Origin of the sequence: Nocardia sp. NPDC127606, from assembly GCF_042671725.1 — a bacterium.
Classification (GTDB): Bacteria; Actinomycetota; Actinomycetes; order Mycobacteriales; family Mycobacteriaceae; genus Nocardia.
This window is the reverse complement of the sequence record NZ_JBHXWQ010000002.1, coordinates 725,863-747,274: the sequence shown is the minus strand read 5'-3', so window position 1 is coordinate 747,274 and position 21,412 is coordinate 725,863. Positions and strand designations below refer to the sequence as shown.

Below are 21,412 nucleotides of genomic sequence, written 5' to 3'. Positions count from 1 at the left end.
TTGCCTCCTCCTGGTTGTATCGGTCGTCATCGGCGAGCGAAGATTTCGGCTCGGTGGACCGGGTCGCGCAGCGCGTGCTCGATATACGCGCCCAGATCCATCTCGCGCGGCAGCGGCCGGTAGAACAGCTCACAGATCATGGTGCCCGCGTCGACGATCGCGAACCGCGTGCGCCTGTGATCGGCGGGGCCGTATTCGATGCGGACCGGACCGTCGAGGTCGATCATACGATCGCCGACCCGCAGCGCGAGCCGGGCGCCGTCCCGGTAGAAGACCACCTGGACACCACCCACATCACCGTAGACACCACCCACTCCGCCTGCCTCCGGAGCGGCTGCTCGCAGCGCGCCGGTAGCCGGGTCGAACTCCGCGCGCACGCCGTATCCGACGAACGGGCGCACGAGGACCGCCCCGTTCGCCGCCGTCGGCGGTACGTACCCGTTGCCGTACGGCCGACGACGCGAATCGTCTCGACCTGCCTGCACCTGCCCCGGCGGAACCGGCGGCGGCATGGGCGAGAACGGCATCTGATCCGACGGCGAGGCACCGGGATACGGCCCGGCTCCCGGCGGAACCACGGGTACCCCCATCGGTGGTGTCGGCAGGTCAGGAGTCGCCACCGGCGGTGTCGACAACCACGGCGGTAGTGGCGGCGTCGACGGCGGGGTCTGACCGGTCGTCGGCGGCGTGGGCCACGGGGCCTCAGGTGTCGGCCACGAGGGAACCGAGTTCGGCGGAACCGGCGGTGGCGAAGTCTGCCACGGCGGACCCTGGTTCGACGGACCCTGGTTCGGCGGTACGGGCGATGTCGGAGTGGGGTTCGACGGGGTGGGCTGCGGCTGCGTAGGTGTCGGCCAAGACGGAGTGGGGTTCGACGGGACCGTCGGCGCCGGAGGTACCGGCGGCATCGGCCACGACGGTGCCGGAGGCGTCGACGGCCACGATGGGACCGGGGGCGTCGACGGCCACGGCGGGACCTGGGGTGTAGGCGGCCACGGCGGAACCGGGGGTGTAGGAGGAGCCGTCGGCCACGGTGGGACCGGGTTCGGCGGAACCGGAGGTATCGGCGTCGTCGCAGGAGGCGGGGTGGGGCAAGGCTCCGTAGGTGTCGGCCACGGCGGACGCGGCGGCTCTGGTTGACGCGGCGGCTCGGGCTGACGCGGCGGCTCCGGCTGACGCGGCCGCTCGGGCTGACGCGGCGGCTCCGGTTGACGCGGCGGCTCGGGCTGACGCGGCGGCTCGGGCTGACGCGGCGGCTCCGGCTGACGCGGCCGCTCGGGCTGACGCGGCGGCTCCGGCTGACGCGGCGGCTCCGGCTCACGCGGCGGCTCCGGCTCACGCGGGTTCGTCGGGGTCAGGTCCAGGTCCGGCCAGCGGATCGGGTCGACGTGCATCAGGTCGGGGAATTCTGGGTCGAATTCTCTTGGGGGATGCGGGATGTGCGAACGGTAGGTGGGAGTCGGTGGGCGTGAGGGTCGCGGTGAGGTCGCGGCGGGGTCGGCGTTCGGTGGTTTGGGGGTTCCACCGTTCTCCGGCGGGGTGGGGGTGGTAGGCGGAGCGGGAGTCGGCTCACCGGGCGCAGGCGTCGGGTGGGTTGTGCTCGTACCGGGGTCAGCGCGGTTGTCGGAGGACGCGTTGTTGTCGAAAGCCTCGAGCGCTTCCTCCCGCGCCTGCTCGAGATTGTTCACCGAGCGCACGTGGTCGGCATGCGCCTCGATGTCACCGTCGACCTGGTCCAGATCGTCGATGACCCGATCGTGCGCGGCAGCCGACTCCTCATCGGCACGCGCGAAGGCGTCGTCGACCGCGGCCGTCTCCCGCTGACGCGCGGATTCGATCTGCGCCAACGGATCCGGCACGGGCACCGGGCTGGTCGTTCTCGCGCCGGGATCGCTGTTGTTGTCAGACGACGCGTTGTTGTCGAAAGCCTCGAGCGCTTCCTCCCGAGCCTGCTCGAGGTTGTTCACCGAGCGCACATAGTCGGCATGCGCCTCGATGTCACCATCGACCTGATCCAGATCGTCGATGACCCGATCGTGCGCCGCAGCCGACTCCTCATCGGCACGCGCGAAGGCCTCGTCGACCGCGGCTGTCTCCCGCTGACGTGCGGCTTCGATCTGCGCCAACGGATCCGGCACGGGCTCACTGGGCTTGCGGCCCGAGTGCGAGTTGTCGGGATCGGCGGGAGGCGAGTCGTTGCCCCCGCGACCTTCGGCCGGGTCGGTCGGCCCGTTGTCCGGCGGTCCGGCGTCGGGTGGTGTCGGATCAGGGGTCGTGGGCAGTTCGCCGGGGTGCGCCGCGGGCAGTGGCTCGGCGCGCATTGCCAGGCCGAGTTCGGCGAGCAGGCGGGCGAGTGTGTCGATCTGATCGGCGCGCAGCCGGATCTCCCCGCGCAGCGCGGCGAGTTCGGCGACCAGCTTCTCCGGGCTCAAGCCCTCGTGACGCTCGATCCGGCCGTCGCGGTAGGCCTCGTACACCTTGGCGAAGGTGGCATCGTCGGCGTCGGTGATGTCGACACCGACGATCCTGGCCCAGTCGCGGTTCGCGGTCGGGCGGCGTGCCGGATCGGTGGTCGGCAGTGGCCCACTGTCCGGTCTCGCCGCGGCCTCGGCCACGGCGGTGGCGAAATCGGTCTCGCCGCGACCGCGCATCGCGTCGGCGACGACATCACGCAGGCTGTAGACCGCGTCCGGATCGTGCATCGGCAGTCTGCCGTCCACCACGCGCGGGTCCGCTGACTCGTCGCCGCGCGGCACCTCCGAATACGCGTCGACTCGGTGCAACGCGCTCGCGTAATCGGTGAGCGCGTCGCGCAGCAGGTCGTGCTGTCCGTCGCGCTCGAGCATGCGGATCAGCTTGCGCAGCTTCTTGGCCGACAACCCGCTCTCGTTCACCGCGTAGACGCGTTTCCCGTTCGGCCCGTCGACGTATCCCGGCGGCAGCAGCGCCATGACCCGGGGGTCGATGTTCACCCGGGCGATGAACCGCTTCGGCACCAACCTGCGCGCGGTGTCCTCGGAGACGAGCCGCCGTGCCAGTTGGTCTCGTGCGGCGTCGACTGCCGCCGGGTCGATCTCGCGCAACTGCTTGGCGTAGGCCACCAGGTCGCCGACCTGTTGCACGCGCAGCGCTTTCGCCGTCGCGGTGTCGGTGAGGGCGGCCGCCAGCGTTTCCGGGGTGAGCGCTTCTTGGGTGAGCCCGAGGCGCGTCGCCAGGTGACTGCGCGCGTCGCTGACATCGTGGAACGTTTGAATGTCGTTGGCGGAGCGGGTGAAATCGCTCAGCGCCTCGATCTGGGTGGCCCGCACGGCATTGTCGAGGCGCAGGTCCGGCACCAGCGCCTCGAGCTGAGACGGGTCGAGCGTGAGCGGGTGCAGGCCGAGGTCGCGAACCACCTGGGCCAGCTCGGTCAGCACCGCGGCCGGCGAGCGTGGCACGGTGGCATCGGCGGCCGAGGTGGGCGTGACCTCGTCGGCGTTGAGCACCGCACGCCATGGCCCATCGCCGTCGCGCAACAAGGTCACGGCCAGTTCCCGACCGTCGACAACCTCCTGCCGATACCTGACGTCCGGCGTATCGGCAGGTTCGAGCCGAATATTTCCCGACCAATCTGTCTGTGCCAGCCGATAATCGACGACCAGCTCACGCCGGGCGAGCTGGGCGGCGAGGTCGGGGTCGGCGGCGAGCAGCCCCGCCAGCACGTGGTCGCGCTGGGCGAGACCATCGACGATGACCAGCCGATCCGGCCCGTTCGTGAACGGGACGCGCACCGCCTGGTCGCCGAGCCGGGCACCGACCGGTGCGGCACCGTCGTCGCCGTCCGGAAAGAGCAACCGCTCGGCCGCGGCCGCGAACTCCGCGACCCTGGCCGACCTGGCGATGCTCTCGGCCCGCAAACGAGAGAGCAGCTCATCGGCGGCGGCCCTGGTCGCGACCTCATCGATACCGACATCGCGGCTGGCCGCCCAGGTGGCCAGCTCGTCACGGAGCTGATCGCGACGCAGCGCGTGCTCGAAGAACTTGCGCAGACCCTCGTCGCGACCGAGCTCATCGGCGTCGCCCCACTCCGGCAGCGGCTCGGCGCCGTTGCCGATCGGGGTGACATTGAGCAGGCCGGGATCGTGGCCGAACGCCCGGAGGAACTCGTCGCGGAGCCGCCCGAGCGGGTTCTGGTCGGTGAAGCTGACCGAGCCGCCGATCGGCACGGCCCGGCCTGCCGGGTCGGGATCGTCGTACCGGCCGCGCTGCCGTGGCCGCGACGACTCGTCGAACTCGTCGTCGTCGAAGTAGTCGTCGTCGAAATAGCCGTCTTCGTCGCGGGTTTCACCGATGGCCGCCGGTTCGCGCCGCCCGGGCAAGCCCGCCGAATCCGGTCGTGCGCCGTTGCCGAGATCAGCTCCGCCGTAGGGCAGCGTCTGCTCTTCGATGAACCGCTGCACCGCGGCGGCCAGCCCTTCGATCGAGCCGACCATTCGCATCGCGCGGTACTGCTGCTCGTCGATGACTCGACGCAGCGTCTCCCCTGACTCGTCGGGCAGGTCGAGATCGAGGAGCCGTCGCGCGGCCTCGGTCAGCGTCTCGCCTTCGGGCGGGGGCCCGATGGGTTCGGGCAGTCGTGGTGCGGCAGGCGGCTCGTCCGCGAGCCGGTCCGCGGCCTCTGGCGAGATCAGGTCGTGCTCGAGCAGTGCGTCGATGATCCGATCACGTGCTCCCGCATCGGCATTGATGAACGCGAGCAGCAGACCATCGCGCGCTTCGTCGGCGGTGGTCCGGCCGACCTCGAGGTCGCTGGTGACCTGGGCGCGAACGTCGTCGGGGTCCACGTCGGTGTACCAGGGCTGATACACCGAGCCGTCGGGCAACCGCATCGGCAGGTGTTCGCCCGCCGAGTCGCGCATCCGGGCCGAGAGTTGGCCCAGGAGCGGGATCTTCTCCCGGTTGGCAATCCAGATCGGCAACTGCTGGGCGAGGCGAAGGAAGGTCGGATCCGGTCCACCGGCCTCCGGCGGTGCCTGGATGACCGGGATGTCCGGTGACGCGGGCGGTGGGTTCACCGGCGCGGGTGCGGCGCCGCCCGACTCGACGAGATCGGCGAGGCCGCTGATGCCGTCGGCGATGGCGGCCTGTCCCTTGCTGTCGCCGACCGGGGAGCCGGACGGGTACTTGATCTGCTCCACATGCTGGGGCCATGACTCGCGGACGAACTGCCATTCCCGACGCAGGCGGGAGGTCGGGGTCGCGTCGGCCGGCGGCGCGTTCTCTCCGACGACCTGCCACCGATCGTCGCCGTCCGGGCGCACGTTCAACGGGACCCGTTCGCCGTCGACCTCGATCTCCACTCGTGGCGGGCGGCCGACGGCGGTCGGCTCGATCGGGGAGTCGGGCTGGTCCGGCGTCGACTCGCGCGCACCGTCGGGCTCCTCGCCCATGCGGTCGAACGGCACGTCGATCTGATCCCGCGCCGGGTTCGACGCGTCCACCCGGTCACGTGCGGCCGCCGGATCGGCGTCTCGTTCGGCCGGGCCCGGGTCGACGTCGTCGGCGACCGGGAGGAGATCGCCGGGGTGCAGTTCCGGGTTCTCGGCGTATCTGGTGAGCAGCTCGTACAGGGCACGGACCGGCTTGCTCACGTCGTCCACGCCGCGGAACACCACGTGGGCGAACGCCTCGGCCAGCGCCTCGCCCGACCGGAGCATCAGGTCCTCGTCGAGGCTGTAGCGGCTGAGCATGTCCAGCCAGCCGCCGAAGTCGGCGTCGGGGTCGCGTGTGCTCAGCTCGAGCAGATAGCTTTCGGCGAGATGCCGAGCATTCAGCTGCCCCGCGGTGTCGAGGACGTGCCCGAACTCGTGCAGGGCAACGTAGTAGACGGGTCGCTCCAGCGCGGACGGGTAGAACAGATCGGCGTCGACAGCATCACGAACCTGCTGGTGGAAGTCGTAGGCACTCGTCGCGTGGTCGTAGTTGAGGGCGACTTCCTTGCTGTGGTAGCGGCCGGATTCGATAGGGCCACGCTCGGTTTCGCCGAGCACGCCGAAGGGCATCGACCGGATCGCGACGCTGCGCAGATCGACGTTCGGGTGCAACCTCGCCATATCCACGGTGCCCCTGGCGAATTCCTGCACCACCGACCAATTGAGGCCGGGCAGGTCGAAGCCGATCGCCACCATGTCGGGATAGTCGAGGATGCGGGCGAGTTCGTCGCGCAGCCGAGCGCCGACCTCGGTGGGACTCAGTCCGGTCCACTCGTCGGCACCGGGCACACCGAGCAACCGCTCGTTGTCGGCGGTGAAGGAATCGATGTCTTCGTCCGGCGGGCGCAACGGCTCGATGTCGTCGCCCATCCGGTCGTACCCGGGCTCTGCCGTGGGCTCGTTCGACGCCATCCGGTCGATGAATCGTCCGAATCGTCCGCGCGGCCGACTGCGGTCGGTCAGGTCGGCGGCGCCGTCCTCGAGCATGCGGGCGATGCGGTTGCCCAATCGGACGGGGTCGGCGTCGGTCAGCCCATGGAACCGGCTCGCGAGCACGTCCGAGGCGGAGGCGTCCCCGCGCGGGCGCGGCACTCGCCACGCGCCGTTCCCGTCCGGCTCGAAGTGGACGTTGACTCGGACGTCACCGACCGTGAACTGGTGGTGCCGAAAGTGCGGCGGACGCTCGGACGCCACGGTCAGCAACGGAATTCGCCGGGTGGCCAGGCGGTGCAGCACCTCCGACGGATGCGGGGTCGCGGGCACCGCGGCCGTTGGCGAGGCGGCGGCCCTGATCCCGCTGAAGTACAGATCGCCGGTGAAGGCGACGACGGAATCCCGCAACTCGCTCGGCTGCGATTTCCGTCGACGTTCCGTGTGTTCGGGACTGTCGAAGTGGTCCGGTCCGAGTTGCCGGAACCACTCGCCGAAGCCGAGGTCGGTCAGCCCCTCGGTGCGGTATTTCAGATAGTGGTCGAGCATCTGGGCGAGGCTTTCGTCCACGTCGGGACGACGCATCGGGCCGAGCGCTTCGCCCTCGGTCAGGAAGCGAAGGGCAGGCTCCCCGCCCGGACCGCGCTCCGGCGCCCAGCATTGGACGTCGTGCGCCAGCACGTTCCACACCACGTCGGAGTATTCGGGGTTCCGCGCCGCCAGTTCGTGCAGGGCGGCGAAATGACCCCCCGGCTCGGCGACGACGTGCAGTCTGCGCCAGGAGAGGAACCCGGGCCGACGGAAGGCGGCGATATTCGGCGTGAGGGACACCCCATCGGGATCCGATTCGAGTTCCTTGGCCAATGCCCGCTCGGCGAAGTCAGTCGGCACGGCGTCATCGGTGCGCGCGAGGGCGGTGTCGGCCCGATCCTCGGCATCGGGTCGGCCCCAGTGCGGGTTCGCGCTGTCACCGCCGGCGCGTGCCACGTCGAGGACGATCTCGGCATGCTCGAGACCCACCCGGTTCACGTACCGGCGCAGCGCTTCTCGCCCCGCCTCCGCGGCGACCCGGGCAGGCGGCGGTGCGTCGGCGTCGCGGCGGTGCGCCCGCTCGGCCTTGTCATGGGCCTTCGTGTACGCGTCGGTGTAGGCCCGTTCGGCCGGCCCGATCGGCACATAGTCGCCGAGATCACGGATAGCGCGCAGGGATTCGATCTCCAGCGCGAGATACGGTGCGCGCGCGTCCCTGAGCGCTCGCGACTCCGGCAGCCGCGCCGGGCGATCCGGTCGGGCCGCACCGTCGAGCGGTGCCGGTGGGGTGATGCCGCGGGTCCGATCCCAGTCCGCGCCGAAGTGGTCACGGTAGCCACGGCCGTCGATGCGCGGTCCGTCCACGTCGAGAGCGGCGCGCACCGCCCTGACCCCGGCCCGATGCGCGGCAGCCTGGAACAGGTCGTCGATGGTGACCGTCCCGAGCTTCTCGTAGGCCTTCTTCGCCGTCTTCATCGCGTCCGCGACGGCGTCGTCGTAGGCGCGACGCAGGGGTGATTCGGCGCCGGTGTCGATGAACCTGCTGCGCTCCGCGTCGTATCCGAACGACAGCGCCAGCGCGTCGGCCACCCGATCTGTCATCCGGTCGGCGTATTCGTCCCGGCCGAGGGTGAGCAGCTCGGGCAACCCATCGGCCACGGCGGCCAGCTGGTCCGCCATGCGCGCGGCGAACACCATGTCCTGGGCGTGCTGCGCGGGCGAGGCATCACGGTCGAGCACAAGGGTGTTGGTGACCGGGTCGTAGCCGGGGGCGGCGTCGCGGTCGCCGGCGCCCGGCCGCGACCGATATCCGGGCTCGATGCTGAAGCGAACCGCCACCCCACGATCGGCGATCTGCCGCAGCGCCCACCTGCCCATCCGGTCGAGCGAGGTCCCGCGATGCCAGCCGTCGAGCAGCATCGCCGGTTCCCGGTAGATCCGGTCCACATGGTCGACCAGGGCCGCGTGATCGGCATTCGCCCGGATGAGTGCTTCGCCGGCGAGTCCGGGATCGGACAACCACGCGGGCCGGACGTCTTCGTCGGCTGCATCGGAATCCCGGAGCACGTGCAGCACACCGGATTCGTCACCGTGCGTACGTGTTCGGGCCGCATCGGCGGGCGCGATTCCCTGCCGCACGAGGTCATCTCGGACGGTGTCGGTGATCTCGTCGACGATGCGCGCGTGCTCCACCGTCGCCCTGGTGTGCTGGGCGGCCAGATCATTGAGCAGCAGAGCGTTGTCGAGGCCGTGCCAGATGTCGATGTCCATCGCCCGCAGCACCAGCATGTCGGTGATCGCGCGGCGCGTGCCGGGCAGTTCGTCGACGGGCAAGTTGAAGCCGCGCACCAGGCGATCGGCGACCAGATCCCAGTCGGCTTCGATCCGGGTGAGCGTGCGCGAGGCCGCCGACTGCTCGCGCATCAGTCGCTCGAGTTCGCGGGCCGCGTCACGATGCGACGGCACGTATTCGTCGAGTCCTGTCCTCGGCGTCGGGTTTTGATGCCGATCCCATTCGGCGCCCGCTTCGGCGCGTCGACTGAACCCGTCCGGGTTGTCGAAGTGTGGGTGGTCGAGCAACCGGGCGACGCCCGCTTCCCGGCCGATCTGCCGCGATTGTTCGGGGCTCAGGGTCGAATCCCGTTGGGTGGCAGCGTCTACCGCCGCGTCGTAGGCCGCGAGGTAGGCCTCGTCCAACGTCTTGCGGGTCGCGACGTCCACCAGATCATGGGCAGTACCGCTGAACGGATCGTGGCCCGCCTCGTTCAGCTCACGATGGAATTCGGCCTGCCTGCCGAAGGCCTCTGCCTCGGCACGGACGCGGGCGGTGATGTGGTCGTCCCGATCGAGCGCCCTGATCTGTGCGGGCGTCACCTCGACGCGGCCGCCGAGCACCGCGTCGGCGAGGCCTGCGGCGTGCACCAATGCGTCGGCCTGCCCGACGCGATCGCGGCCGTCGGCGCCGACGACCACGTCCATCGTCCGGCCGTTGAACGAGTCCGGCGCGTTGTCGTCGAGCGTCCCGAAACGCACGCCCGCGTCGACGGCATCGAAGGTGGCCAGCGCTTCGCCACCGATGTCGGTGCGCGCGAGCAGGTCTCGGATCGCGGCCGTCGCGGGATCGGGTGTGTGCAGCAGCCAGCCGTACGGTTGCCCATCGCGCGGCAGCGGCACGTCGGGATCGGGGCCACGGAGGTAGCCGGGGCTGTCGAGTGAGGGCTCCCCCATCGTGTCGAACTCGGCGATCGGCAACGGGACATCGGCGAGGACATCCACGCCATCGCGCACCAGCAGCAGCTCGGTCACCGTGACCTCGCCGCGCGCGGAGGCGTGCACCAGGTGGTACTCGACCCGCAGGGTGCCGTCCGCGGCCGCCGCGCGCAGCTCGCGCACCGCCTCGCGCAGTGTCCGGCCCGCGTCGCTGTCGGGCTCGAGACCGCGCGCCGCCATCTGGGCCGGGGTCTCGTTGAGGATCCTGGCCAGGTTCTGGTCGATCGCCAGTGTGCGCCGCAGGTATTCCGGCGAACCCTGTTGTGCGTGTGCGGTTTTCGAGCCACCGAGGGACGCTCCGACGCCCTTGGCCTCGACGACGATCAATGTCGTCGGCGCCCCGTCGACGGACCGGGTCATCGACGCGATATCGACGGTGTTCGCACCGTCGAAGGAACCATCGAACGGGGACAACAGGACCGCGCCCGGCCTGGTCTGCGGGTCGAGGGCGAACGCGCGCCCCGTCAGCTCGCCGAGGTGCTTGGAGACCTCGACCATCTTCGGACCGAGGTCGTTGTACTTCGTCGCCGCGACTTCCAGATCGGCGAGTGTGGCCAGCTTGGACACCAGGTCTGCCTCGGTGAGCGATGGATCGGCGTAGAGCCGCGCCTGCTGCCGCTGAGTCTCGGGGCCGAGCCGTTCGGTCGTCAGGTCCGTGAGTCGATCGATCCCGAACTCGGACTTCAGTCGATCGACGGTGTCACGGACCGCGTCCCGCTCGGCCTGCAGTTCCATCCGCTCGGCGGACGCGTCCCGCAATTGTCGAGCGAGGTCGGGATCGCTCACCTCGTAGGGGTGTGTATCGCCCTTCTGCGCCAGGTACTCGTACTCCTGCGCGGTGAGATGATCGCTGAGGAACTGGTTGTTCGCATCGCGGTAGCCGAAGTTCGCGTCGCGGTGGGTGTTCGGCGCGTCATCGGTGTGGTGCCAGGTGCCGTCCGCATCGCGGTAGCTGTCGGTGTGAACGTCTGGGCCGTCCTCGCCCATGACGTCGTATGGCCCCTGCCTGGGTGGGGTATTCGGGTCCGGCGCACCGATTTCGGGCCTGGTCCCCTGTGTGGTCGGAGTCGGGTCGTCCGGGGTGCTCCGCGCGGGCGCTTCGAACGGGATGTTCGCGCGGTCACCGGTGAGCGGCGCGCGGTGACCGTCCCAGTGATCGCCCGGCATGCGCGCGACACGGTCCTGGATTTCTTCCCAGGTGAGGTTGTAATCGTCGTCTTCGTAGCTACGGCGGCGCTGCTCGGACCACTCCCACGCATCCCGCATCAACAGCAGGTCGCCCGGCTCCGGCTCGCCCCTGCTCAGTCGACCCCATGCTTCGGCCACATGCGCCAGCCGGTCGAGTGGACGCCACCGCAGCTGACCCGAATCCGGGTCGGTCATCAATATTTCGTGCTCCATGAGGAACTGCTTGATCTGGCGCACGTTGTCGGGGGTGAGTTCCGGGATGCGGCTCGGCAGCTGGTTCGCGATCGTATCGGCGATGACGTGGTTGGGGACGCCGGACTCCAGCCAGTCGTAGACCTGTCGCAGTGCTTCGCGGCGGGTCTCGGCCTCCGTGTCTTTGCGGCTGAACCGGGTTTCGGGGTCGGCGAGGCTAGCCCTGACCTCGTCGATCAAGGCCCGCTTCCTGGTCTCGGGATCGCCCGGCAGTCGTGCGGCGGCTTCGTCGAGCGCGCTCTTGATGGCGTCGACCATGTCCCGGGCCTGGGTCCGCTGGTCGGCCACGCGCTGATCCCGCACCGCATCCGCGATCGGACCCACATCACCGTCGGTGCGCAGGAACTGGTCGTATTGCTGATCCGCCCAACGCTGCACCTCGGCCCATGCGGCCCGTCGGGCGTCGCGCCGATCCCGCATCTGCGCCGAATCGTTCGGGTGGGCCACCACATCGGCGCGGTCGGGCCGGTTGACGAACGGCTGCTGGTCCGAGCTGAACCGGCGGATGAGGCGCTTGGGCTTGAAACCGGGCTTGATGCGGCTGGAGTCGTTCGGGTCCTGGAACCACGACCAGCCCGAGATCTTCACCAGTTCCACGGTGATCCGCAACAGGTTGGACGCGGCCTCCGGCACCGGATTCGCGTGGCTGTCGAGGCCCGGGTCCAGGGGCGGACCGCCGGGAACCCGGGGCAGGAAGCCCTCATTGATGCCGGGGCCGTGCGAACCGCTGATCCCGTCCACGATGGCCGCCTGGGTCGGGCTGACGCCGACGCTGCTCACGCCTTCGGGCAGCGGCCTGCCTTCGAAGTGGTCGGGCCGTTCGTCGGAGCCGCGCCGGTTCTCCCACCGGGCGCCTTCCGGATTGACGTCGTGCCAGGTCCCATCGGAGGAACGCCACTGCACGACATCCAGATGTGTGCGCCCACCAGCGCTGTCACGGATCGTGTAATCGATGGTGGTGCGCCGCACCTGCGGTCCGTCGTTCGGCATGACATCGACGCGGGCATTGCCTGCACGGTCGGCGGTGATCCTGCGGAACTCCACCGTGGCGCGGTCGCGGGTGAACGCCCTGACCACCGCGTCGGAGGTGCTCAGCGCACGCTGCAGCGCAGTCTCGTGGTCGGTGAGTCCGCCGTCGCGCGGCAGATAACCCAACGGATCACGCGGTCCGTAGACGACGATCCGCGGCGGTTCGCCGTCGACGAGACCGACATCTCTGGTGTGCATCCGGCCGCCGTCGCCCTCGACATCGGTGCGGGCCGCACCGGCCACCAGCGCCATATCGTCCTGGAGGCGGCCGATCCGATTGTGTGCCTCGTTCACGTCGCGGGCGGCGGTGGCGAGTGCGTCGAGTTCGGCGGTGCGGCCGGCGGGATGGTTGTCGCGCAGCTGATCGATCGTCGCGGCGAGGTTCTCCGGGGCGAGCGCGGCCTCGTCGATCGCACCGTCGGCGTCGACCAGGTCGAAGCGCTGCGCCAGGTCGTCGCGCATGGCGCGGTGCGGCTTGATCCGCAGCAGTTCGGCGGCCCGCTGCCTGGCCAGCCGATCCAGTTCGGGGCCTGCCTCGGCACTCGGCGGTCGTCCGTCGAGGGCGCCGCTGGCCTCGAGTTCGGCGATCTGGCGGTCGATGGCGGCGAGGTCCTCGCGCAGGTCGATGACGCGACGCGCGGCATCGTCGAGCTTGGCGGCGGCCTCGCGCCGATGTGCCTGGTCGGCCTGCGAGCGCCGCTCGTTGACCTGCCCGCCCGCTTCCTCACCGATCGGCGCGACCCGGGTGGGCCGCGATGCCGCCTCGTCCGCCAGCCGACGCATCGTCTGCGCGAGGTCGGCCCTGGTACCGACCGCCAGCTCCGCATCGACGATCCCCATCAACCGGATGACCCGGTCGTCGCGCTTGGCCCGCCAGAACTGCGTCTCGCGCGCCAACTGGTTCCGCTCGGCCATCAGCCGGTCGTACTCGGCCTTGGCCCATGCGTCGGCGGCGGCAAGATCTGGTTGCGACGCAGCGGGATCCATCATCCAGTCCACACGCGGGTCCGGCGTCGACGGATTCGACTGCGACGCGGGATCGTTCGTCATCCACGCTTGACGCGGATCAACGCGAGACGGATCCGCCTGCGACGCCGCATCATCCAGCATCCACGCCCGGCGCGGGTCAACCGGCGTCGAATTCGATTGCGACGCGGGGTCATCCAGCATCCACGCCCGACGTGGATCAACCGGCGTCGAATTCGATTGCGACGCGGAATCATCCATCATCCACGCCCGACGCGGATCAACCGGCGGCGACTCGGCCTGCGACGCCGCATCATTCACCATCCAGCCCACGCGCGGATCCGGAGTCGGAGTGGGTGTTTCCGGTCGGTCACCGGCGGCGGACCACAGCAGGTCCGCGTCGGCCCTGAGCTGGCGGGCATTCCAGTCGGCTTGTCGAGCGCGGCCGCGCGCCGACTCGGCCGACTCGCCGTCGCGAGCGATCGGGTCGGACTCGGCGATCGAATCGGCTATTCCGTGGAGGAATTCCGCGCGGTTCGCTTCGAGATCGGCACGCAGGTCGGCGAGTTCGGCGCGTACGCGGTCGGCTTTCCGCGCCGGTGTGTCGTCGCCGGGCTCGTCCTCGCCCATCCGGTCGTAACCAGGACTGTCGGACTCCGGGCGTTGATGCGGGTTGTCCGGCGAGACCCCGGCCTCGGGCAGCCTGCGCAGGACCTCGGCGTGGAAGTCCGCGAAGTCGCCGCCGTTGGCCAGCGTGGCCTCCAGTGCCGCGCGAATCGCGACCGAGCGCACGAATCCGAAACTGTTGCCCTTGGGGTGCGCGCCGATGCCGACACCCTCCAGCATCTGCCGCGTCATCGGGGGCGCGTCCCAGACGAAGACGTCCCCGGCCCGATCGCGATAGTCACGCAACCATTCGGTCACCCGGTGCGCGTCATCGATGTCGCGCACGTAGACCACGATCGCGTCGGGTCGCGTCGCGAGGGGACCCGCCACCTTCGCGGTCTTGACGCCGGTGAAGTCATCGGCGTCGAGGAGCAAGTCCCGCACCATGTTCCGCATCAGCTCGGGTGCGGCGTCCATGTGCGGATTCACGTACACCCGGTACCCGGGAGAGAAGTCGGCTCCCGGCCGGTTGAAGTGCAGGAAGTGGAAATCCTGGTCGACGTCACCGACGGTTTCCGGCAGGACCATGCCGCGACCGTGCGGCGACTGGATCATCGCGTACTGGAGCTCGGGGTTGTTCACCAGGATGTCGGTGACGGCACGCAGGTAACCGGCGGGATCGGTGACCACGTTGGGTTCGTGCTGCAGCGCGTACAGGTTGTAGACATCCATGGCACCGGGCATCGCGTCCCGATCCGCCCAGACCGCGTCGAGGAAGCTGTCGAGGCTCTCGCGCGACAGGCTCGGCGGTTCGATACCGGCCTGCTGGTACAGCGCCTCGCGCAGGTCGAGCAGATCATCGAACGACAGATCGGGCCGATCCCTGCGCAACTCGTCGAGCGAGCGCGGCGGCCCGCTGACATCCGGGGAGTTGTTCGCGAGACTCCCATCGACCGCTGGGCCGAACGGAGCGTCACGCGGGAGATCGGGATTTCGGCCCGCCTCGTACGCCTCGTCGGGATCGTAGAACCGAGGCTCCGCCGGTCGACGCGAATCAGACTGCGGCACAGGTGATTCCGCTGGGCTCCGCGGGTCGAACCGGCGCGCGGGCGATTCCGCCGGGTTGCGCGGGTCAGGCTGACGCACGGGCGATTCCGCCGGGTTGCGCGGGTCGGGCTGACGCGCAGGCGATTCCGCCGGGTTGCGCGGGTCGGGCGTCAGATCGCCGGAACGTGGCGCCGGTCCCGCATCGCCGCGGTTCGCGGCGAACTGCAGGCGGGGGTCGACGACGCGCGGCTCCACGACATTGCCCTGCGAGTCCATCAGGACGGCCGAGACCGTTCGCAGATCCGGCGGTGTCGGCCGCGGATAGAGATGGCGCGTGCCGGTTTCGGGATCGAGGATCTCGACGCGGTGCTGCCCGGTCGCCGGATCGAGACCGACGACCATGGCGTAGGGCGCGCCGCCGACGATGAGCCCTTGACCAGGACTCACGAACTGGTCGACAACGAAGGCGCGTGGCCCGGCACCGCGCGCGATATCGCCGGGGTCCGCGTCGCGGGCCATCCGCATCAATTCGTCGACGATCCCCTGGTGCCGTGGCCGACCGGCGCCGGGGTCGGCGAAGTCGCGCAGCGGTCCACCGAGAGCCGCCTCCAACTCGGCGCGTGACCGGCCGTCCTCGCCCATCCGGTCCATGTCCAGATCGCCGAAGTCTCGGGGTGACCGCGTCGAGTCCGCGGGCTGATGCGACGAGTCCGCGGGTTCACGGGCACCGTCGGCGGTAGGTTCGGCGCCGTTGCGACCGTCGAATATCTCCCATTTGCCCGCAGGCAATTCGGCGGGCTGGTCGGAATCCTGCCGGACGCGGACTTCATCTGTCGGTGCCTCCACCCGCGCACCGAGTAGGTCGGCGAGTGTTCGCGCGAAGCTGCCGTCGGCGCCGCTGTGGCAGGAGAGCAGCCGCACCGGAGTACCGGGAACATAGTGCGGGTTGTTCAGGATCGCCTGGGCGATGAGGGCCGGATCGACCGGGCCCGCCAGTCCCGGAATGGGCTGGCCTGCCCTGCTTCCGTGCAGGACGACGTCGTGCGCGCCCTCGTTGCGCACGTTGTTGCGGACATTGTGCGTCGCGGTGTCGTTGCCGATGGAGGTAGCGGTCGGGGCGTGGACCACGCCCTGTCCGTTGGGCAGGAACGCCGCGTAATCGGGCGTGCTGCCGGCGATTCCGCCGTCGGCACCGTTGTTCCGGTCGGGGGCGCCACCGCGATCGGCGCCATCGGTCGGCGCGACACCGGGCTCGCCGATCGGAACGCGGGCACGTCGACGGACGGGATTCGACGGTGCGTTCTCGCCGGGGGTGAGCGGCACGACCGGCGCCACCGCGTCGTCGACGGGCGAGGCCAGTCGCGTTTCCCCGGTGTCGACGCCGTTGCGCGAACTCGTCGCCGCGTTGTCGGCATGGTCGGCGCGTACCGCGGGTTGGTTGTCCGCACCGACGCGCCCGGCATCGGCGAGGCCTGCGCGACTGTCCGGGGTGGCCGCGACGGCGGCCGCGTCCTCGGGCGCACCCGACCGATCGGCCGAAGACGATTCGCCGGTCACCGGCGCCGAGTCGGGGGTGGAGCCGACGATCCCCGCTCCCGACGGCGCGTCGGGACTGACAGCTTGGCGCAGATCCACGGCTGGACCTCGTACCGCGGACGATGCTGGGGCGCCACGGGTTTCGCCAGCAGCGGCCGCCTGCGAGGCCGGCGCCGGGTTGCCGACCGCAGCGGGTGCCGTGTTAGTAGCGGGCGCCGGACTACCAACGCCTGCGGGCGCCGGGTTGCCGACCGCGGCGGGCGCTGGACTGCCCACCGGGGCATGCGCGGCGAGCGGAGCGGCGGCGGCTGCTACCGGAGTGTGCGTCGCCCCGCCGTGTGTCTCGGCGGTGACCGGCGCGCTGGAGTCGGCGAGACCGCGCGCACCGAGGTCCGCGCCCGAAAGGCCGTTTTCCCCGGCCAGGACACCGGCCCGCTGCGCACCGTTCGGGTCCGCACCCTGGGTGACCGGCGAATCCGGTTCGGTCCCACTGCGATCGGTCGCCGACGGCTCGGCGGCAGGTCGATCACCGTTGGCAGCATGATCCCCCTCAGCACGACCACCCTCGGCACGATCGCCGTCAGCACGATCGCCGTCAGCACGGGAATCCTGACCGGTGAGTTGGGTGTCGGCGAAGTCCTCGCCCCGACCCGCATCCGAAGCACCACCATCACCAGCGGCGGCTGCCCTACTCCCCGATCCACCGTCGGATTCACCGGTGGACAGGCTCGCGGCGGGGCGCATCGACGAGCCGTCGTTGCCGCCGGAGCCGAGCCCGGACGCGCCACTCGGCCTCACCCCCTCGCCGCGAGACCCGCTCCCGGCGCCCTCACCCTCACCTTCCGCGAGACCGGCGCGGCTACCTTCGCCCACCCCCACCTCGTCGTCGCCACGCGTCGGTCCACCCAGCCCGGTGTCGTCGTCAGCGGCGGCGCGTGAGCCCTCGTCCGTACCGAGGCCGCTGTCGTCACCCTCGCCGACACCTCTCCCCTCGGACGGACTGATGCCGACGATGGCATCGATCTGATCACTCAGGCTCGGCCCGCTCATCGTGTCGACGCCCGGTGTGGTGATACCGCGGTTGCGGAACGCGTGCGCGCCGGTCCCGCTCAAGCTGGACAACAGACCGTTGGAAACGCCCGCCGTCAACATCAGCGGATCGTGGTTCTTGGGATTGGCGGCGTGCTGGGCTCGATCCCACGCCGCGTCCCATTCCTCCTGGTTCTTCGCGTCGTGCAGGTCGATGGCGAGCTGCGTGCCGATCGCGGCGTAGTTGCCCGCCTCGGCCCCGACGAAGCCGGCGGCGGGGCCGGTGATCGCGGCCTTGAGCCACCGGTTCATCTGCGGGCCGAGGATGCGGTTGCTGAGCAACTCGCCCGCGGGCCCGGCGAACGCACCGCCCGCGGCCGAACTCACCATCGTGACCAGCAGCTGACGATCGTTGATCTGGTCCCGGTGGCCCTGGCTCACCTGCCAGGCCTGGGTACCGAGTTCCTGCATCGTGCCCAGCGTCAGGTCGATGGCCACATGCCGGGCGAGGAACTTCAGCACCGTCTTGACGAACGCCTGCCTGCCGAAGCGGATGAGGGCTCGCGTCGCTGCCTGCCCGATGATGCGAACCGCCAGCCGGGTCGCCAAGATGGCCGCGGTCTGCAGGGCGGGTGAGGCAGGCGTCGGCGGAATCCAGCACAGCGCGATCTCGAACGCCAGCAGTGCCAGCGACGAGTAGAACATGATCTTCGTGTACTCGACCTCGGTGCCGGTATCGAACACCGATTTGCCGACCTCGTCGAAGTACTCGGCCAGTTTTTCCAGCGACTGATCATCTTCGGACCCGTCGCCGGTGCGCATCGAGTTGAAGTCCTTGATCATCTCCTCGACGCCCTTGCCGAACGGATAGGCCGTCAGCGACGCGGCTTTCGCGGCATCGATGTCGTCGAGAATCCCGCGCAGTTCGTCCGCGGCCGCCTGCCAGTCCCCGGCGAGACCGAACAGCTCGTCTTCGTTCCCGTCGGGCCACTCCATGCCGGCCGGATACTTGAGCCAACCCAGCTCATCAGGAAGATAGATCATGCGCGATTACGGGAGGTCACCAGCTCGAGTCGGTAGCCGAACCCGACCGATCCGGTGCTCCGAGCAACTCATTGCCTTCCGCATTCTCTTGCCGCTCAGGTGAATTGGGGGCAGCGAGTGAGGCCTCCACCGCCTGGGGGACAATGAGGTCCGGCATATCGGCGACCAGGTCGGTCAGTTTCGGCAGCCGCGAACGACCTTCCTGTAGCGGTGCCATCATTTCCTGGGTCAGCCGTGCGACCTCCGCCGCCGCCTGCTGCGCGGCCTCGGTCGTCGCCCTGGCGATCTCGGGGTAGGTGAGATCGTCGATGTCGGCGCTGAACTTGGTCTCGATGACCTTGTAATCAGCGTTCACCGACACCGTCACCCGCTTGCGAACAGTCGCGCTGGCAACGATTTTCGCGCGATCCCGCTGTATCTGCGCGATCCCGCGCATCTGCTCCTGCACGCCTTCGATGATCTCGGCGAGCTGGGCCTTTGCCTGTTCATTCGTCATGATTCAGCGACCCCTGATCAGCGCATGCCCTCGTAGTTGCCCTTTTCCATCTGCTCGAGCAACCGGGCGCTCTCCAACTGCCCGTCGCACATCGTGCCCATGTTGCCCGCGATGGCTTTGGCGCTGTCGGTGGTGTTCTTCTTCGACGCTTCGTAGCCGTTGTCCGCGTCGCCCTTGAAGAAGTTCTGACCCAGCGTGTCATCGCCCCAGCAGGTGCCACGCCCGGCGGCCGCCGCGTCCAGCCGAGCGATGACACCGTTGATCTGGTCACGAACAGACCCGGTTTTGACGGCTGCCCTGCGGAACAGCAAGGGTTCGTACTCGAACTTCTCCACCATCGCGTTCGTGTCCCTCCAGCGTCAGCGCACCGATCCCACAACTCGTTTGCTGCGCAAAAGAATGGCAGGGGTGAGCGAATCTTTCGTTACACCAACATGAATGGGGAGTTCCCACCACATGATCGCTACGCGATCACCAGTGGTCGCGGCTAGCAGAAGTAGCGCAGCAACGCGTCGTAGAACGTGTCATTGTCCTCGACCGCGGGTGGGGTGTAATCGATGGACCGCACGTACTCGACGAAATCAGCGGGGATCTCCAGCGGCTGAGCGGCCAGGTACTCGACCGAGTCCTCGCGCCAGACCCACACACCGTCGGAGTTCAGCGACGAGCCGCCGGGGATCCAGCGATCCTTCTCGAACAGGTGAACCACCGCCTCCATCACGTCGAATCCGGCCGGGGGATTGCGCAGGTACGCGATGATCTCGGCGCGGTCGGGCAGTACCTGTTCGGTGCCGGATTCGGCGATCGAGGGCAGTTCGTCGTGCTGGCCACGGAACATCTCCCGGTACATGCCAACGGGTTTGAGGATCACTGGGTCACATCCTGGATCAGCGTGCCCGCGGCGTCCCACTTTCGCCGCGCGCGCAGTCTGCCGGTGTCGTCGTAGACGTCGATCTGTTTGACAGTGCCGTCGGGGTACCACTCGCGCCACTCGCCGATCGCCCGGTTCCGCGCGGCCCTCCCGTCGGATTGGGGGGTGCCGTCGGCGTAGAAGCCCTGGGACGGACCGTCTTCCATGCCGTCGACGTAGGTGGTCAGGGTGAAGAGCGTGCCGTCGTCGTAGAGCTCGACCATTTCACCGGTGAACAGTTCGCCGCGGTAGTACATCAGACCGTCGGGACCGGTCGCGTCGGCCTCCGGATCATCCATGTCGATCCGCCGGGGAGTCATCGATACCTGCCTTCCGTTCGCTTCGCGCCTACGGTGTCACACCCGCGGCGACCGTCGCATCCGGTGCGGTAGCGCCTGCGACGGTCAGTTGGAAATACGCGCCGTCGACATCGAAATCACCGTCGAACACCTCGGTGAGCACGGCGCGGGTGACCACGCCTGCCTCGGCATCGGCGACCAGTCGCCGCGCGGCCGCGTACTGCGACTCGGTCGGGTCGTCGGACAGCAGACCGGCGATGATGCCCGCGACGATGTCGGCCGTCCACACGCCGGGTACCGCCTCCGCGAGCTCGTCGGCACCCGGCGAATCCGCGCGATACCAGTGCCCGTCGGCCCACCAGTAGCAGAACGAGAGCAGGCCGGAACCGGTGCGCGCGTTCAGGACCGGGTCCGCGACCCACGCGGGCGCGCCGCGGTACAGGTCCGGCGACTCGGCGCCGTCACGGTAGACCGCGGCCAGCGCCGGGGCGTTCCACACGCCACCGGAGAGCACCGCCCGATTCCCCGGCAGCGCCTGCAGGGTGGACCCGCTGCGGCGCACGCCCTCGAAAACGCAGGTCGACGGCGCCACCCGCGGACCCCACATCGACCCGACGGCAACGAATCCCGCCGCGATCACCGCCCATCGCCTGGCGAGCACGCCGAAGTCGGGAAATTCGGTGTCGGTGACACATCGCACCGGCACCCGCCCGGTCGCCTCGTCGTTTCTGGCCTGCGCCGCCGCCAGTTGCGGCGGACGCGACTGCCTGCCGCCGTGCCCCACATAGGCGGCCAGCCACAACGGCACCTGCGAACGTGGGTACACCGCGAGGTCGGCGAGGTAGGCCTCCGGCGCGAACAGTTGGTCATCGGGGAACGGGTCGTCACCGTAGTCGTAGTCGACGTCGAGTTTTCCCTCGTCGGTCAGCGTCAGCAGGAAGCGCCACCACGGGCCGTCACCGAGCGAGGCCGACAGATGCCGGTGCTCCCGCAACAACGCCAGTACCGACTCGGTCGGGAAGACCCGCGCCACCCGATCGTGCTCATCGGTGAAGACCATCGCCGTCGATTCACCGGCCACGGTCATCGAGAACGTCGCCTGCACCCGGCGCCAGCCCGGCGGCCCGAGCGCGGCCGTCTCGCGCGCGATCTGACGGCTGAGCTCCGCGGCATTGTCGAGCGGCGACAGGGTGAACCCGACATCGGGTGCCTCGGCGGCGGCGGTTTCGGCGTCGATCGCCTCGGCGCCGGGTGTGACCGCGTCGGTGCTCGGGGTGGTCATCGCCTCGTCCTTCCAGGTCGGCATCGG

6 protein-coding genes are annotated in these 21,412 nt (G+C 69.6%); all 6 read right to left on the bottom strand.

Annotated features, from left to right (window positions below; genetic code table 11):
• Positions 1-26: 26 nt before the first annotated feature.
• The 6 genes from ACFVJ5_RS14090 to ACFVJ5_RS14065 all read right to left on the bottom strand — a co-directional run bounded on the left by ACFVJ5_RS14090 (position 27) and on the right by ACFVJ5_RS14065 (position 21,409).
• Positions 27-18,398: a T3SS effector HopA1 family protein gene (locus ACFVJ5_RS14090; protein ID WP_379220317.1), complete on the bottom strand. Its 18,372-nt coding sequence runs from the start codon at positions 18,396-18,398 to the stop codon at positions 27-29.
• 16 nt (positions 18,399-18,414) lie between these two features.
• On the bottom strand, positions 18,415-18,846 hold the full coding sequence (locus tag ACFVJ5_RS14085) for a YbaB/EbfC family nucleoid-associated protein (protein ID WP_379220316.1): 432 nt from the start codon (positions 18,844-18,846) through the stop codon (positions 18,415-18,417).
• Between the two features lie 65 nt (positions 18,847-18,911).
• Positions 18,912-19,232 carry a hypothetical protein gene (locus tag ACFVJ5_RS14080; RefSeq protein ID WP_379220315.1) on the bottom strand — a complete coding sequence of 107 codons (321 nt, stop codon included), beginning with the start codon at positions 19,230-19,232 and terminating at the stop codon, positions 18,912-18,914.
• 149 nt (positions 19,233-19,381) lie between these two features.
• Positions 19,382-19,765, bottom strand: coding sequence for a hypothetical protein (locus tag ACFVJ5_RS14075; RefSeq protein ID WP_056818350.1), 384 nt, complete (start codon positions 19,763-19,765; stop codon positions 19,382-19,384).
• A complete protein-coding gene (locus ACFVJ5_RS14070; protein ID WP_063893671.1) occupies positions 19,762-20,124 on the bottom strand; it encodes a toxin-antitoxin system YwqK family antitoxin in 363 nt (120 codons plus the stop codon). The genes ACFVJ5_RS14075 and ACFVJ5_RS14070 overlap by 4 nt, the downstream gene beginning before the upstream one ends.
• 28 nt (positions 20,125-20,152) lie before the next feature.
• Positions 20,153-21,409: a hypothetical protein gene (locus ACFVJ5_RS14065; protein WP_379220314.1), complete on the bottom strand. Its 1,257-nt coding sequence runs from the start codon at positions 21,407-21,409 to the stop codon at positions 20,153-20,155.
• Positions 21,410-21,412 lie beyond the last annotated feature (3 nt).

Excerpts from the sequence above, each read along its gene's own strand:
- ACFVJ5_RS14090 (WP_379220317.1), bottom strand. The coding sequence starts at position 18,398 with ATGATCTATCTTCCTGATGAGCTGGGTTGGCTCAAGTATCCGGCCGGC.
- ACFVJ5_RS14080 (WP_379220315.1), bottom strand. The coding sequence starts at position 19,232 with ATGGTGGAGAAGTTCGAGTACGAACCCTTGCTGTTCCGCAGGGCAGCC.
- ACFVJ5_RS14070 (WP_063893671.1), bottom strand. The coding sequence starts at position 20,124 with ATGACTCCCCGGCGGATCGACATGGATGATCCGGAGGCCGACGCGACC.
- ACFVJ5_RS14065 (WP_379220314.1), bottom strand. The coding sequence starts at position 21,409 with ATGCCGACCTGGAAGGACGAGGCGATGACCACCCCGAGCACCGACGCG.